The sequence below is a fragment of the Anabaena lutea FACHB-196 genome (assembly GCF_014698305.1).
GTDB classification, from domain to species: domain Bacteria; phylum Cyanobacteriota; class Cyanobacteriia; order Cyanobacteriales; family Nostocaceae; genus Anabaena; species Anabaena lutea.
This window is the reverse complement of the sequence record NZ_JACJST010000008.1, coordinates 20394-35072: the sequence shown is the minus strand read 5'-3', so window position 1 is coordinate 35072 and position 14679 is coordinate 20394. Positions and strand designations below refer to the sequence as shown.

General features: G+C 39.3%; 15 protein-coding genes and 2 riboswitches. Of the genes, 12 read left to right on the top strand and 3 right to left on the bottom strand.

The window, feature by feature from the left end; genetic code table 11:
- Positions 1–8: 8 nt before the first annotated feature.
- The gene (gene minE, locus H6G59_RS10525) at positions 9–299 is read left to right on the top strand and encodes a cell division topological specificity factor MinE (RefSeq protein ID WP_127056565.1); all 291 of its coding nucleotides are present in this window, start codon (positions 9–11) and stop codon (positions 297–299) included.
- Between the two features lie 414 nt (positions 300–713).
- Here the strand turns inward: minE and H6G59_RS10520 are convergent, their stop codons facing one another.
- Positions 714–965: a type II toxin-antitoxin system HicA family toxin gene (locus H6G59_RS10520; RefSeq protein ID WP_190714142.1), complete on the bottom strand. Its 252-nt coding sequence runs from the start codon at positions 963–965 to the stop codon at positions 714–716.
- A 303-nt stretch (positions 966–1268) separates the two neighbouring features.
- Between H6G59_RS10520 and H6G59_RS10515 the strand changes: the two genes are divergently transcribed.
- Positions 1269–2033 (top strand): DUF4058 family protein, encoded by a 765-nt coding sequence (locus tag H6G59_RS10515; protein WP_190714140.1) that lies wholly within the window; start codon positions 1269–1271, stop codon positions 2031–2033.
- A gap of 157 nt (positions 2034–2190) precedes the next feature.
- Here the strand turns inward: H6G59_RS10515 and H6G59_RS10510 are convergent, their stop codons facing one another.
- Complete coding sequence (locus tag H6G59_RS10510) at positions 2191–3099, bottom strand: DUF4351 domain-containing protein (protein ID WP_190714138.1); 909 nt, start codon at positions 3097–3099, stop codon at positions 2191–2193.
- Positions 3100–3297: 198 nt separating this feature from the next.
- Positions 3298–4092: an HNH endonuclease gene (locus H6G59_RS10505; RefSeq protein ID WP_190714136.1), complete on the bottom strand. Its 795-nt coding sequence runs from the start codon at positions 4090–4092 to the stop codon at positions 3298–3300.
- A gap of 148 nt (positions 4093–4240) precedes the next feature.
- Here H6G59_RS10505 and H6G59_RS10500 point away from each other — a divergent pair, with 148 nt between their 5' ends.
- From H6G59_RS10500 to H6G59_RS10455, 10 genes are all read left to right on the top strand, one after another.
- Entirely contained in the window at positions 4241–4483 is a 243-nt protein-coding gene (locus H6G59_RS10500) for a hypothetical protein (protein ID WP_190714135.1), read from the top strand.
- 141 nt (positions 4484–4624) lie between these two features.
- On the top strand, positions 4625–5479 hold the full coding sequence (locus tag H6G59_RS10495; protein WP_190714133.1) for an ATP-binding cassette domain-containing protein: 855 nt from the start codon (positions 4625–4627) through the stop codon (positions 5477–5479).
- The gene (locus H6G59_RS10490; RefSeq protein ID WP_190714130.1) at positions 5436–6290 is read left to right on the top strand and encodes an ABC transporter permease; all 855 of its coding nucleotides are present in this window, start codon (positions 5436–5438) and stop codon (positions 6288–6290) included. Before H6G59_RS10495 ends, H6G59_RS10490 begins: the two co-directional genes overlap by 44 nt.
- Positions 6291–6309: 19 nt before the next feature.
- On the top strand, positions 6310–6762 hold the full coding sequence (locus H6G59_RS10485; RefSeq protein ID WP_190714129.1) for a MarR family winged helix-turn-helix transcriptional regulator: 453 nt from the start codon (positions 6310–6312) through the stop codon (positions 6760–6762).
- A complete protein-coding gene (locus tag H6G59_RS10480) occupies positions 6734–8014 on the top strand; it encodes an MFS transporter (RefSeq protein ID WP_190714126.1) in 1281 nt (426 codons plus the stop codon). Before H6G59_RS10485 ends, H6G59_RS10480 begins: the two co-directional genes overlap by 29 nt.
- Before the next feature lie 326 nt (positions 8015–8340).
- Positions 8341–8553: riboswitch (cyclic di-AMP (ydaO/yuaA leader) on the top strand.
- A 98-nt stretch (positions 8554–8651) separates the two neighbouring features.
- Positions 8652–9503 (top strand): nitrate ABC transporter permease, encoded by an 852-nt coding sequence (ntrB, locus tag H6G59_RS10475; RefSeq protein WP_190714124.1) that lies wholly within the window; start codon positions 8652–8654, stop codon positions 9501–9503.
- A gap of 243 nt (positions 9504–9746) precedes the next feature.
- Positions 9747–11189 carry an ABC transporter substrate-binding protein gene (locus H6G59_RS10470; protein WP_190714453.1) on the top strand — a complete coding sequence of 481 codons (1443 nt, stop codon included), beginning with the start codon at positions 9747–9749 and terminating at the stop codon, positions 11187–11189.
- 190 nt (positions 11190–11379) lie between these two features.
- Positions 11380–12216, top strand: a complete 837-nt coding sequence (locus H6G59_RS10465; RefSeq protein ID WP_190714122.1) for an ABC transporter ATP-binding protein — start codon at positions 11380–11382, stop codon at positions 12214–12216.
- Positions 12217–12233: 17 nt separating this feature from the next.
- Positions 12234–12369, top strand: a riboswitch (cyclic di-AMP (ydaO/yuaA leader).
- A gap of 162 nt (positions 12370–12531) precedes the next feature.
- Positions 12532–13176: a universal stress protein gene (locus H6G59_RS10460; protein WP_190714451.1), complete on the top strand. Its 645-nt coding sequence runs from the start codon at positions 12532–12534 to the stop codon at positions 13174–13176.
- A gap of 114 nt (positions 13177–13290) precedes the next feature.
- Positions 13291–14628, top strand: a complete 1338-nt coding sequence (locus tag H6G59_RS10455) for an SLC13 family permease (RefSeq protein WP_190714120.1) — start codon at positions 13291–13293, stop codon at positions 14626–14628.
- The last annotated feature ends 51 nt before the right edge of the window (positions 14629–14679 follow it).

Here is a 14679-nt window from a genome sequence, read left to right as displayed (position 1 = left end):
AAGCCGCAATGATTCTTGAACTTTTAGAAAAACTGTTTGTTCGCACACCTGACACTAGTCGCACTCAAGTTAAACGCCGTCTGCAATTAGTTATCGCCCACGACCGCGCTGATTTAGATCCCCAAACCTTGGAGAAAATGCGCCAAGAAATATTGGCCATAGTCTGTCGCTATGTAGAAATTGAGACAGACGGTTTGGAATTTTCCTTAGAAAGCAACCAACGCACAACCGCTTTGATTGCTAATTTACCTATCCGTCGAGTCAAAGAAAGCACGGATACAGAAAGTAGCGATACATAATAGTAGTTTTATCAAGATTGCCGTAATACCCCATCCCTTTACAGGGTGGGGATAAAAGGCAGTTAGAACCGGGGGACTTAAACCCACTGAACTAGTTAAAAAATTAAATTCCCTCTTATATGATGTCCTATTAAATACTTATTATTAGGGCTGAAGCGGAGACAGGTCGAGTTTTTCAACAGTAATTAGCCGGACTCGATAAGTAGGTTAGTGTTCAAAATAGTCTTTTCTCGTTCATTTCTCGTTCCCATACTCTGTATGGGAATGAATTCTAGAAGGCTCTGCCTTCCATGACAGCAGATTTAAATACTACAAAACTCGCTGAACCTAGTAAAGTTAAAGTTTCCATGAACAGGAAAGTTGGGTGAGGGAGATTGTAGATAACATTTAGACAGTGTAATTATAGGTGATACTTTAGCTTGCAACCTTTCCTAAAAAACTGTCGAAAGAATTGGAATTGATTAACCCATTTTCTACCAATATTCGACGTACAGCTACCAAATGCACAGGTTGAACATACGCCTGTTGTTCGTAAGCTGGTAAAATGACCAAAGTTCCTGACATTGGATATTGATAGATTTGTTGAGAACCTGTTGTTGGTACTTTAGTAAAACCTATCTTGAAAAGCAACTGTTCTAGATCAGTAAACTGAATATCTCTAACCATGATGTCGAATCAGTTCCTTTAACTGGTTTAGAATATCATTCTGGTATTCAGCGAAATTTTTGATTGCTTCTTGATCTAGTATATTCGCTTTAGGCAAGTGAACGGTAACACTTTCACCAACTTTGGATAGATCAAAACCTGAGAACTGGGAGAAATCCTTATGAAGCTGTAATGTTAAGTAAAAATCCTTTTCAAGTTGCAGAAGAATTGAATGTATTGCTGAATGATTGTCATCTAGCAGTGTTACAAATGAGATAAAATAATTATAGAAAAGGAGATAGAGATAACTTGGAGACAGTGCAAATGCAAAATCCGTTTCCTGGTATGAATACGTATTTAGAACAACCTGAATTGTGGCATCAAGTACATAATCGTTTAATTGTAGCCATAGCTGATGATTTAACTCCTCAAATTGCCCCTAAATACAGGGTTTCTATTGAAGAGAGAGTTTACACAAGTGTGGATGATATTTGCCTTGTGGGAATTGCAGATGTAGCCGTTGCCAAAAGAAATAATAATGCAGAAACTGGGACAACTTTAACTACTACAAAACTGGCTGAACCTAGTAAGGTTAAAGTTCCCATGTATGAAGAGGTAATTGAGCGATTTTTGGAAGTGAAAGCAACACAAAGCCGGGAAGTAGTGACTGTAATTGAAATACTTTCTCCCAAAAATAAACGGTCTAAGGAAGGTAGAACAGTTTACGAAAACAAGCGACAAAAAATTTTAGCATCTGCTACTAATTTAGTGGAAATTGACCTATTGAGATTAGGTGAATCTTTCCCAATTCTAGGAGCAACTAAAAGCGATTATCACATTTTAGTTAGCCGCAGTCATCAGCGTCCAGATGCAGATCTTTACAGTTTTGATTTACAAGATCCTATTCCTGTTTTTCCTGTTCCTTTGCGGTTAGGAGAAAATGAACCTGTGATTGATTTACAGAAGCTATTGAATGAAATCTATGAACGAGCTAGATTTGATTTAGCAATTGATTATTCACAAGTTTTAAAACCTGCTTTATCTTCTGAACAGGAAGCTTGGGTAAGAGAGATTTTGGATAATATTTAGGCAGTGTAATTATAGATAAGATTTTAGCTTGCAACCTTTCCTAAAAAACTGTCGAAAGAGTTGGTATGGATTAATCCATTTTCTACCAATACTCGACGTACAGCAGCTGGTAAAATGACCAAAGTTCCTGACGATGGATATTGATAGATTTAATGAATTAGATTAAGTGTTGGGTTAACCAAGCTTCTAAATCAGCAACACTAGAAAAGTCTAATAACGCCTCTCCTAAGTTTTCTAACTTTTCAATAGATAATCCTGTAATTCGCTCGATTAATAACGCATCAATTTCACCAATCCGGCGATGTAGTAGACGCAGTATTAAGTCTTTTTCCCCTTCTTGTTTTCCTTCCTGTCTTCCTTCTTCTTTAGCTTGTTCTCTATCTCTTTGATAAAGTGGTTCTAGTCGCATAATCAACTCCCTATCATCTGTTTCTAGTTCTTGATTTACTCTCAAATTTTCGCGCAAGTTGTAAACTAATTCCAGGGTGGCTTTTTGGTAAGGGTGATCTAATGGTAACGCTTGCAACTCGATAATTGCTTGTGATTGTACGCTTCCCCTACCCAAAAGCCTCAACCATAAAGTCTCCGGTGTTTGTGGTAGTTGGTGTATTGCCACAATTGCTGTCCGCAAGGCATCTGCTAAAAAATATACTCCCGATAACCAATCTTGTTTTTGGATAGTTCTAAAGCTAGATAAACGAGTTTCAGATATAGTGGGGGTCAAAATCCACAATTTAGGAATTTCTGACTCCTGAAGTTTGATTTTATTGGCTTTAGCTTCTCGTCGCAATAAAGCCTTAACTTCTAATAACTTGAGAATACAGTCGCAGATTTCATCGGTAGAAGCTGGATTGCGGTATGGTTCTATTATTGCCGGATTTTCGGCAAGTCTTCCTAGTAACCCCAGTATTTGTAATTTAGAAGTTTGTTGTTTAGCAGGTGTGAATAAAACATCTATTTCTTTAATTTCTCCTGAGACTTTTTCTGATGCTTTGACTTCTCCGTAATCTTTTAATAATTCTTCTAGATAGTCTTTGGCGAATTTATCATGTATGAACCTAGTCATTAAATTTTAATTTTGAGTAAAATCTGGGAAATAATTTAGACTTCTATTATATAGCATTTAGCAATTGATTATGCACAAATTCTAAAACCTGCTTTATCTTCTGAACAGGAAGCTTGGTTAAAGCAGATATTGATGAAGGTATTGTTTTAGGCTTCTTATTTCATCAGGAAACTTTTGGAACTAAAGAGAACTCCTGACTCAAAAGCCAGTATACTCACACATATAACCTACTATGACACTTGAATAATCAATTGAAAATGCTGTACGGCATGAAAATCCTTTAAAATTTGAACTACCAATTGAAATAGTAGATTTATCTGGAGCAGTTGCCCTAAATCCATTTTGATCTCCAAAGATTCTAGCTCCTTTATAGTACATATTGATTTTAGTAATAATTATTTCACTGGGCGGTTTGTATTGAAGTTGAAGTGCTATGTCACGCAATTTTCTTCTTATAGTAACTTTACCTCCAGAAAATGTTATGTCCCAGTTACTCGTTGAACCAATCCACTCATTCCTAACAATGCGAAAAAGTTCATTACCTTCCTCGTCACAGAATACACCTGTTATCAAGTAAGGAGTATTAGCTTTTTCCGGTGGTTCAATTTGGAGTATAGGTTCTCCAAACACTTCAAATATAGTTATGGTGTTTTCCCATCTTGTTGTCCCTACCACAACCACTGGATAATCATTCTCCATTTTCAATCTATGAGCAGTGTAACCTCTTCTTAAACAAAATGGATTATTTGAATTCTCACTAACCAGAAATTTAGATCCAAATCCTGTTGTAACTTCATTGTGACAACCTCCACAAAGTAAGGTAATACCATCTGGGTCGTGTTTTTCTGCTTGTGCAAAAGGAGGGTTAAAATGTTCATATTGAACTATAGCATTACCACATATTACACAACCAAATCCACATCTCTGTCTCACTTTTCTCTTCACATCTTCTGGTATGTCTCTTGTAAGTCCGTATTTATTGCTTTCAGTCAAATTAATAACCTTCCTTGTTTTTCAACTAACTAATTTATAGATATTTGTACTTAAACTATACGCTATCGCTCTGCTTTAGTCTAAACTCCAGATTTAAACGAATAGACGCTGAAAGTACAATAAAATTATCCTTCATTCAAACCCCATTATGGTTATTCCAGAACTCGAACAACAACTGCTTCAGCTTTCGCATAACGATAAACTATATATTATTCAACTCCTTGCCCAAAGCCTAACTACAGGTAATACCAACTCAGAACAACCTACTAAAATCTCAGAATTTTTCCGTCAATCCCCCCTAGCTGAAGTCGCTGAAGAACTCGACTTGAACCGCGATAGCTTCGCTCGCCGAAGGCATCGCAGTCTACCCCGCGATACCTTCACCCCATGATCTATTTGTTACTCGTAACGAAAATGATTTTGCTGGGACTGGGGTTGTCATTATTAATCCTTGGTCTTGACTTTTACAAGAAATATGTCAAACTAATATTTAGATAAACTAAATATTTGAAAAAGGAAGTAAATCCTACTCGTGACAAAACTTACGGGAAGAATAGAATCTGCGGAAATACCTGCACAAGTTCCCAAGTCAGTAATATTACAAACCTTGGAACTGACGCGCCGCTTTGAAAAATCTACAGCCGTTGATGCTTTGAATATCTCCGTAACAGCGGGAGAAGTTTTTGGTTTACTAGGCCCCAATGGTGCTGGTAAAAGTACAGTAATTAAGATGTTAACTACCTTGCTACCAGTCAGTAGCGGGAAAGCATATTTAGCTGGTTATGATGTGACTCGTCAACCGGAATCAGTCAGAAGGGTAATAGGTTATGTACCCCAAGCTTTATCAGCAGATGGGAGTTTGACAGGTTATGAAAATCTTTTAATATTCTCTAAATTGTATGATATTCCCTCTCGACGGAGAAAACAGCAAATTGCGGAAGTGCTGGAATTCATGGGTTTGGAGGATGCAGCACATCGCTTAGTTGGTACTTACTCTGGGGGGATGATTCGGAAATTGGAAATTGCCCAAGCTATTCTACATCAACCGCAAATTTTATTTCTAGATGAGCCAACAGTGGGATTAGATCCAGTCGCGCGATCGCAAGTATGGCAGCTGATGGAAGAACTGCGGGTTAATTTTGGTACAACCATCTTTTTAACTACTCACTTTTTAGAAGAAGCAAATACTCTCTGTAACCGAGTCGTGATTATGAACCAGGGTAAAGAAATTATCACCGGTTCACCCGCAGACTTAAAAGCAGCGATCGCCAAACCAGACGCAACCTTAGATGATGTCTTCATCCATTACGCAGGAAATCAATTAGTATCAGGAGTGAGTTATCGTGAAACAGCCAGAACTAGACGTACCACTCAACGGTTGGGTTGAAACTAAATATCAGCGTCCAAAGGGGATTTTTTTTGGCATTAAAGAACTATTTACCAAAACCCTGGTAATTACTGAATTAGAAGTAAGAAAACTGCGCCATGATCCTAGTGATTTAGTGATTAGGGCAGTACAACCAGCTTTATGGCTGCTGATATTTGGGCAAGTTTTTACTCGGACTCGTGCTATTCCTACAGGTAATTTACCTTACTTAGATTTCATGACTCCTGGTATCCTCGCTCAAAGTGCGCTGTTTGTCGCCATTTTTAGCGGGGGGATGACCTTAATTTGGGAACGTGATTTAGGGATTGTGCAGAAATTCTTAGTTGCACCCATACCCCGTGCAGCGATTGTCATGGGTAAAGCCTTTGCTGCGGGGATTCGTTGCTTTTCCCAAGTGGTATTGATTTATCTGTTGGCTTTGTTGTTGGGTGTAAAACTCAATCTCAATCCCTTGGCTTTTTTGCAAGTTGTGCTAATTGTGTTTTTGGGAGCAGGTTGTTTTTGTACTTTTTCACTCATCATTGGCTGTTTGGTGAAATCGCGAGAAAGGTTTACAGGAATTGGACAATTGATTACAATGCCGTTGTTTTTTGCCAGTAATGCGATTTATCCGATCTCGTTGATGCCGGGTTGGTTACAGATTCTTTCGAGTATAAATCCTTTAACCTATGAAGTTGATGCTTTACGGGGTGCGATGCTGGCCAATGGCTCCAGTATTTATGGGTTCGGTTTAGACTGTACAATTCTCTTGCTAACATTAATAGGTTTGACTTACATCTGTGGACGACTTTATCCACGGGTGGCGATGTAATGTAGGAGAAAACAGTCTTATGAGTTTGGATAAACCCTCTGAAAAATGTGCCGCTAGGGTGATGGAAACAGTCCCCTTATTGATGCGGTTTATCCGAGCCGAAATGCGATCGCACAGTTCTGACTCTTTATCCATACCACAATTGCGATCGCTTGCTTTTCTGAATCGCAATCCCGGTGCTTCCTTATCTGAGGTAGCAGATCATTTAGGAGTCACCTGTGCCACAGCATCAACAACTATAGAAAAATTAGTCCAACGTAATCTGGTGCAACGGACAGATAATCCTCAAGAACGACGACGAGTAGTCCTGAATTTGACGAGAGAGGGAAAACTGCTTTTAGAGCAATCCCAGGAAAAAACTCGCGGGGAAATTGCGGAGATTCTACAGGGTTTGACACCAGAGCAAGTATCACATATTGAATCCGGCTTGACTCTACTAAAAAATGTCTTCGAGCAAACAGAAACCAACTGACCATAACACCAAGGCTGCACAACACGATCCTTTTGCAGCCATGAAATTTCGAGATTATCGGCTATTTAGCATTGGGCGCGTACTCCTCTTCACAGGGGGACAAATGCAGACCGTGGCGCTGGGCTGGGAGCTATATGAGCGGACAAATTCAGCGATGGTGTTGGGTTTGATAGGGTTGGCGCAAGTTGTACCGATGATTGCGCTGACTTTGATTACGGGACATATTGCCGATAAAAATGATCGGAAAAAGATTACTTTATTTTCAATACTACTGCTAACTTTTTGCTCAATAGCTTTGGCTGTTATTTCATTTAACAAAGGTGCAGTCTTTTTAGTTTATGGCTGCTTATTATTAACAGGTGTAGCTAGGGCATTTCTCAAACCTGCTGGTGATGCGCTGATGTGGCAGTTGATACCGATGAGTGCTTTTACTAATGCAGCGACTTGGAATAGTAGTAGCTTTCAATTAGCTTCGGTAATTGGGCCAGCGTTGGGAGGATTTAGCATTGCTATTTTTAAGAGCGCGACGGCAGTATATATATTAGCAGCCTTAGCAGCACTATCATGTTTTTTCCTTACAGCCACAATTAAACCCCAAAAAACCAACTTTGCTAAAGAACCAATATCCCTGAAATCTCTAGCTGCTGGTGCTGAGTTTGTTTGGAATAATCAACTAATTCTCGCAGCCATTACCCTAGATTTATTTGCTGTTTTGCTGGGTGGTGCAGTGGCATTATTACCCGTATTTGCTAAAGATATCTTGCGAGTCGGTCCTGTGGAATTGGGTTATTTACAAGCAGCCCCATCCATAGGTGCGTTGATTATGGCAGCATTATTAGTATATCTACCACCTATCCGTAAAGCCGGGCCAGCATTACTTTGGTCGGTTGTCGGGTTTGGGATTGTGACAATTATTTTTGGTCTGTCTCGTTGGGTGTGGTTGTCGCTGTTGATGTTGGCATTAAGTGGGGCGTTAGATAGCATTAGCGTGGTGATTCGTCATACCTTGGTGCAAATTCGCACTCCTGACCATTTACGGGGTCGAGTTGCGGCTATTAACAGTGTGTTTATTAGTGCATCGAATGAGTTAGGGGGTTTTGAGTCTGGTGCAGTTGCGGCTTTATTTGGGCCTGTTTTCTCTGTGGTTAGTGGGGGTATTGGGACGATTTTGGTGGTGGTTGCTACGGCGTTGATTTGGCCGGAGATTAGGAAGTTGGGGGTATTACATGAGGATTTAGGGACTTCCAAATAGAAAAATCCCCTACTTTTATGGTAGGTTACGGACTACCGTCCTAACCCACCCTACGATTTTTGGGTAATTTATTTTTTGGTGTTCCCTTATAGTCGGATTATGGCTACCGCCAAGCTGCGCGAACAACCGGACATGATATGAGATGCGCTAACCCTGGTATGCCTATAGGTAGAGATTCACTCACAAAATAATTCTATAGATAGGAATTATTACTGAAAAACTAGGACACTTAGGAAAATTAAGTAGTTAAATTAATAATATTAATCATCAACACAGATGCTTTTACTGTATATTAATGTTATTGTGTCGCTGTTAGTATATATTTTAGAGTAAGTCAGCCTAATCCAGTACTTAACCTAAGGCTGGAGCGGAGGAACCAAATTGTGGGGCGTATCTCTTAGAAAGTGACTAGTTAAGAGTCAAAAGTAGAGAATTTAGTCAATATTGAATTCAGAACTCAAAACTCATCACTTCTGAAAGAGGGGCATCTCTCAGCCCTAGCCCGTCAGCTAACTTCGTAGGCATTGAGAGGAGACTGAAGAGACAGCATTTTGATAATGTTTTGATCTCATCAGTGTCCAAGGCTGGTACTGCTCAGTTTCAGTGTATGCGTGCTGAACTCTGTTGAGGTTACGATATGATTTTGCAACTGAATTTAGCTGCAACGATTGCCGTTGCTGGAAGACTTGCTTGGAAAAAAGCAAAACCTGTTATTTTTCGGGATGAGTTCTTATTGCCTGTTGTAGGTTTTGTGGGAATAATTTTGTTGTGGTGGGTAGTAGCACTTGCTAATCGTGAATTGATGCCTACACCAACAGAAGCTTTAATTGCAAATTTGGACTACATCTTAAATCCATTCTATGAAAGAGGTCCTGGTAACTTAGGAATTGGGTGGTTATTATTAGCCAGTTTACGCAGGGTATTATTAGGTTTTGGGTTAGGTGCATTAGTCGCTATTCCCTTGGGGTTTTTGATTGGGACGTCTAGACCGGCAATGCTGGCTTTTAATCCTATTATTCAGATATTTAAACCCGTCTCACCCCTCGCTTGGTTGCCTATCTCTTTAGCCATATTCAATTTGGCAGATCCTTCAGCTATTTTTGTCATTTTCATTACCTCCCTGTGGCCAACTATTATTAATACAGCCTTGGGAGTTTCTAGCGTTTCTAAAGATTATTTAGATGTAGCACAGGTGTTGGAAATGCCTCGGTGGCGACAGATTATCAAAATTATTTGGCCTGCCAGTTTGCCCTATATTTTTACAGGTTTGCGAATTAGTTTAGGAATTGCTTGGCTGGTAATTGTTGCCGTAGAAATGTTGACAGGTGGTGTGGGTATCGGCTTTTTTGTTTGGGATGAATGGAGCCGTTTAAATCTTAGTTCTGTATTTCTGGCTGTGTTTGTAATTGGCTTAACTGGCTTAGTTCTAGATTATGGTGTGGGTAAACTTCAAGAGTTAGTTACTCACCGTCCGGGAAGTGTGAAGTAAAACAATTTATTGAAAGTGATTTTTAGGTAAATAAATCACATTTTTTCACGCAGAGGTGCAGAGTCGTTCCAGAGAAATGAAGAGTGTGGTCTAAGAAAGTATGAGTAAGGGTTTAGCAGTGCTAAACCCCTACATTCACACTACAAATTGGGACATTTTTTTAATCGAAAGTCTCCAATATAGATGAAAACTGCTGTAAAGCGGACTCAGCAAATCTTACATAATCCAAAATTGGATACGATTATGAGTGAAAATAATTGGACTCGTAGAGATTTTATTAAGGGAATAGGTGCAACGACTGCGGGTTTAGCGTTGTCATCATGTGGGATATCTGGAGATAAGTCTGTTAAAGGACTGACGGAAGCTGCTTTAGCTGTGGAACCTTTAGTTAGACCCGAAGATTTAGAAAAACCCGATATTACTGTTGGTTATGTTCCTGTTAATGATTGTGCGCCATTTGCGATCGCATGGAAAAAAGGATTCTTCCGCAAATACGGCTTAAATGTCAAACTCAACCGCGAAGCTAGTTGGGGAAACTCCCGCGACGGTTTAATTTTTGGTCGTCTCGATGCTGCACCCGTCGTATCCGGTGCTGTCACCAATGCCAGAATTGGCGCAGAAGGTGCGCGTCATGCCCCCCTATGTGCAGCCATGACCATACACCGTCATGGTAACGCCATGACCATGAACAAAGAAATGTGGGACTTTGGCATACGTCCTTGGTATGAATATCAACAAAAATATGGTGATGGTGCTTTAGAAGCCTTTGGAAGAGACTTCCGGGGATTTTTTAACCAACAACCCCCAGAAAAGAAAATTTGGGCGGTAGTTTTGAGTTCTGCTATTTATGAATACTTTGTCCGCTATATATCTGCGGCTGCTGGTGTAGACCCCTTCAAGGAATTTCGGGTCATCATCGTTTCCCCACCGCAAATGGTGACAAACATGAGAATTGGCGCAATGCAAGCTTACATGGTAGCCGAACCTTGGAACACCAGAGCAATTCAAGGTAACGAAGGCATCGGTTTTACATTCGCTCAAGGTAAAGAAGTTTGGCAAGGACACCCAGACAGATTGCTAGGAGTAATGGAATCTTTCATCAATAATTATCCCAAAACCTATCGTTCTTTGGTAAAAGCAATGATTGAAGCCTGTCAGTATTGCAGTAAACCTGAAAATCGGCAAGAAGTAGCACAATTAATGACAGAAAAATCCTTTACTGGCGCAAAACCAAAACAGCAAAATGCGCCCATAACTAAATTGACTTCTCCAGGAATTATTGGTAATTACAATTATGGTGGCTTTGATAGTAAAGACCGCACTATTACAGCTGCTGATACCACAATTTTCTACGATATTCCTGAAAATATTCCCCAAGAAACAGGAGAACATTCCACATTTTTATGGCGTTCTCGAAGTATTTGGTTTATGACTCAAGCCGCTCGTTGGGGACAAATCAAAGAAATTCCCAAAAATGCCAATCAAATAGCCGAAAGAGGGTGGCGAACAGATTTATATCGGGATATAGCTGCGGAAATGGGAATTCAATGCCCCAAGGATGATTATAAGGTTGAATCGCCCGAAGCATTCATAGATAAAAAAGGCTTTGACCCTAGTGATCCTGTTGGTTATCTAAATAGTTTTGCCATCAGGGCTAACGCTCCCAATCGCTTTTTTATGTCCTAAAGTAGGTGTATATTATCTCGTTCCCAGTCAGAGACTGGGAATGCTATCACAGAGGCTCTGCCTCTACATTCATTAAAGGCAGAGCCTTCTAGAATTCATTCCCATACAGAGTATGGGAACGAGAAATAACTCATTTGTTCATGTCTTAATTTTTGGGTTCAAAATTTCACTAATTCAGGAATATTTAATCATGCAATATACCTCCTTCTCAAACGAGTCTTATCAAGAAGTTAAGCCCCAGCATGGATTTCTGGAAATTGAAAATTTGGTCAAGTCTTATCCAACACCAGACAAAGGAGATGCTGTTGTCTTAGATGGCGTTAATCTTACGATTGGTGAAGATGAGTATATTTCTGTAATTGGTCATTCAGGTTGTGGTAAATCAACATTACTGAAAATTATTGGTGGATTTCAAAAAGCCACATCTGGCTCAGTACGTTTAGATGGCAAAGAAATCCGCAAGCCAGGTGCAGATAGGATGATGGTATTTCAAAATTACTCGCTCTTACCTTGGTTAACGGTACGCGAAAATATCCGTTTAGCTGTTGATGAAGTGCTAAAAAATGCTAATCGTGCCGAAAGAATTAGCATTGTCAATGAACACTTGGCAATGGTAAACTTAACATCAGCAGCCGATAAATATCCTGATGAAATTTCTGGAGGTATGAAACAAAGAGTAGGTATTGCTAGAGCTTTGGCAATTCGTCCGAAAATGTTATTAATGGATGAACCTTTTGGCGCACTAGATGCTTTAACTCGTGGTAAATTGCAGCGTCAGGTATTAGATATCTGGGAAAATCATCGTCAAGCCGTAATGATGATTACTCATGATGTAGACGAAGCAATTTATATGTCTGATCGAATTGTATTAATGACCAATGGCCCATGCGCTAATATTGGGGAAATTCTCAAAGTTCCGTTTCAGCGTCCACGCGATCGCAGTGTGATCCGAAATTCTAAAGAATATTTTGAACTCCGCAACCACGCTCTAAATTTTCTAGATCACCACTTTACTTCAGAAGAATAAAATAGTATTATTATGTTTTTAGCGGGTAGCCTAATTCAAATTCATGAAAGCTGGATTTGAAACGGAGGAACCAAAAATTGGGGCTAATCTTATGAGAGACACCTTCCAGTCTTAGCCCGTCAGCTAACTCCGTCGGCAATGGAAGGAACCCCCAAAACCTTGGCTGTAGTAGCAGTTATGATTGGGGTTTCCTAAATCAATTTTAGATTGATGATTTTGGTTCAATCCTAAATCCTAAATCCTAAATTGGCATCCCTGCTTCTCATTCGTCACTCGTTTCATGGGAGAGAAGTTAAAACTGTGAAAATTAAGCCAATGTTAGCACGTTTACAAAGTGCTATAGGTCGTGATGATCTAATTGAACAAATGGTATTGTTACCAGAAGCTGAACACCTCGTTTCTCAACAATATCAAGTCGCCAACTCCATTAATTTAATTGTTGGCTATGATGCTTCCCCTCAGAGTCACACAGCCCTAGATATTGCCTGTTGGATTGCCCACCAAACGAGTTTAGCTACTAACATTCAAGTTACAGTTCACGCTGTGTATGTATTAGAAGAAAACTTGAAAAATCAGTATTTTGATATTTTCAAAGTTGCTCACAATCAGCCTCAATTAGAATGTCCTGTGAGCGATATATCAAAATCAGTTACGTTGGTATTGACGCAACCAAAAATAACAGCAAGTTTACCACAGCTACAAAAAGAATCCCGAACTTTTTTGCAAGAAGCCGACAAAATTCTCTCGCAAGCAAAAACTCTAGCTGAAGAATGGCAGGGATCATTTAAATCACATCTGCGGTTTGGCAGTATTGGTGCAGAACTTAAAAAATTTGTGGAATCAGAAGCCGCTGATATTCTGTTTTTAGGGTGTAAATCCATCAATCATCCGATGATTAAGACGCTAGGCACTAATTTTCCCTGCGCTGTCTTGGGTATTCCCAGTTGTATTGATGAATAATTGCTGTTATCAATTACAGTGATGGGAAATTAAATTAAAATTATGGAAAAGTCACCTATACTTTAGGTGGCTTTTTCGCTACTATGCAAACAGTAATATTTCGAGGTTTAGAGTGTGGAAAATTGGCAAGCTATCCTGAGCATAATCATATTTATTTCCGTTATTTTTTTAATCATGACGGAATGGGTACATCTCACAATTGCGGCTTTATTGGGAGCATTGTTGCTAGTTTTTGCTAATATCATGACTTTGCCGGAAGCTGTTGGTTACATTAGCAAAAGTCATGGAACATTGGGTTTATTTTTTGGTGTAATGGTCTTAGTAAGAGCATTTGAACCGACTAATATTTTCAGTTATATAGCTACACAAATAGTCATTCTCGCTCAAGGTAGTGGCAAAAAATTACTATTAGGTATAGTGGCATTAGTAACACCAATTTGTGCAGTTTTACCCAATGCGACTACCGTAATGTTATTAGCACCTTTAATTCCACCCATGGCACAAGAAATAGGAGTTAATTTTGTGCCTTTATTAATTTTGATGGTGTTTGTTGCTAATAGTGCTGGGTTGTTAACCTTAGTTGGAGATCCTGCCACTTTTATAGTTGGTGATGCTGTAAATATTAGCTTTATAGATTATTTATGGAATTTGAGTTTAGGAGGTGTACTTGCTGTTGTTTCTGTGATTGTTACACTACCATTTTTATTTAGAAAAATTTGGAATACAAGACTAGATGATTTAGCAGAATTACCACATCCACAAATCAATCATCCACGAGTTTTAATGGTGGGTGGAGTAATTGTAGGTTTTGTATTGCTATTTTTTGTAATTGGTGAATCCTTACCGATACCTATTTCACCTGCTGCGGTGGCTTTGTTAGGGGCTGCTTTAGCTTTATTATTATCTCATCACAGCCGCATTGATACTGTCAACAACATCTTAAAAGATGTAGATTGGAGTACATTAATATTTTTTATGAGCATTTTTGTGCTAATTGGGGGACTGGATAAAACAGGTGTGATTCAAAGTTTATCAGGTATTTTAGGAACGATTTTGGGGAAAAATATTCTCCTAGGTTCCCTAGTATTGTTATTTTTAGTGGGGATATTATCTAGCGTTATTCCTAATATTCCTTTAGTTGTGGCCATGGTTCCCTTGCTGAAACAATATATCGTCAATGTGGGATTAGCACCAGCAGAAGTTTTAGCCTCAGACTATCAAGGACAGTTTCCCCCAGAAGTTTTACCATTGTTTTACGCCATGATGTTTGGTGCAACATTGGGAGGTAATGGCACTCTCGTCGGTGCTTCTTCTAATATTGTCGCTGCGGGGATTGCTGAACAGCATGGAAGAAGGATTTCGTTTAAGACTTTTTTACATTACGGTATTCCTGTAATGTTGCTTCAACTTGTGACTTCTGCTTTTTACGTATTGGTGCGTTTTTTACTTTGAGTTGTGCAAATTATCAAAAATCCCCATTGGCTATCAAGAACAGGAAAAGAG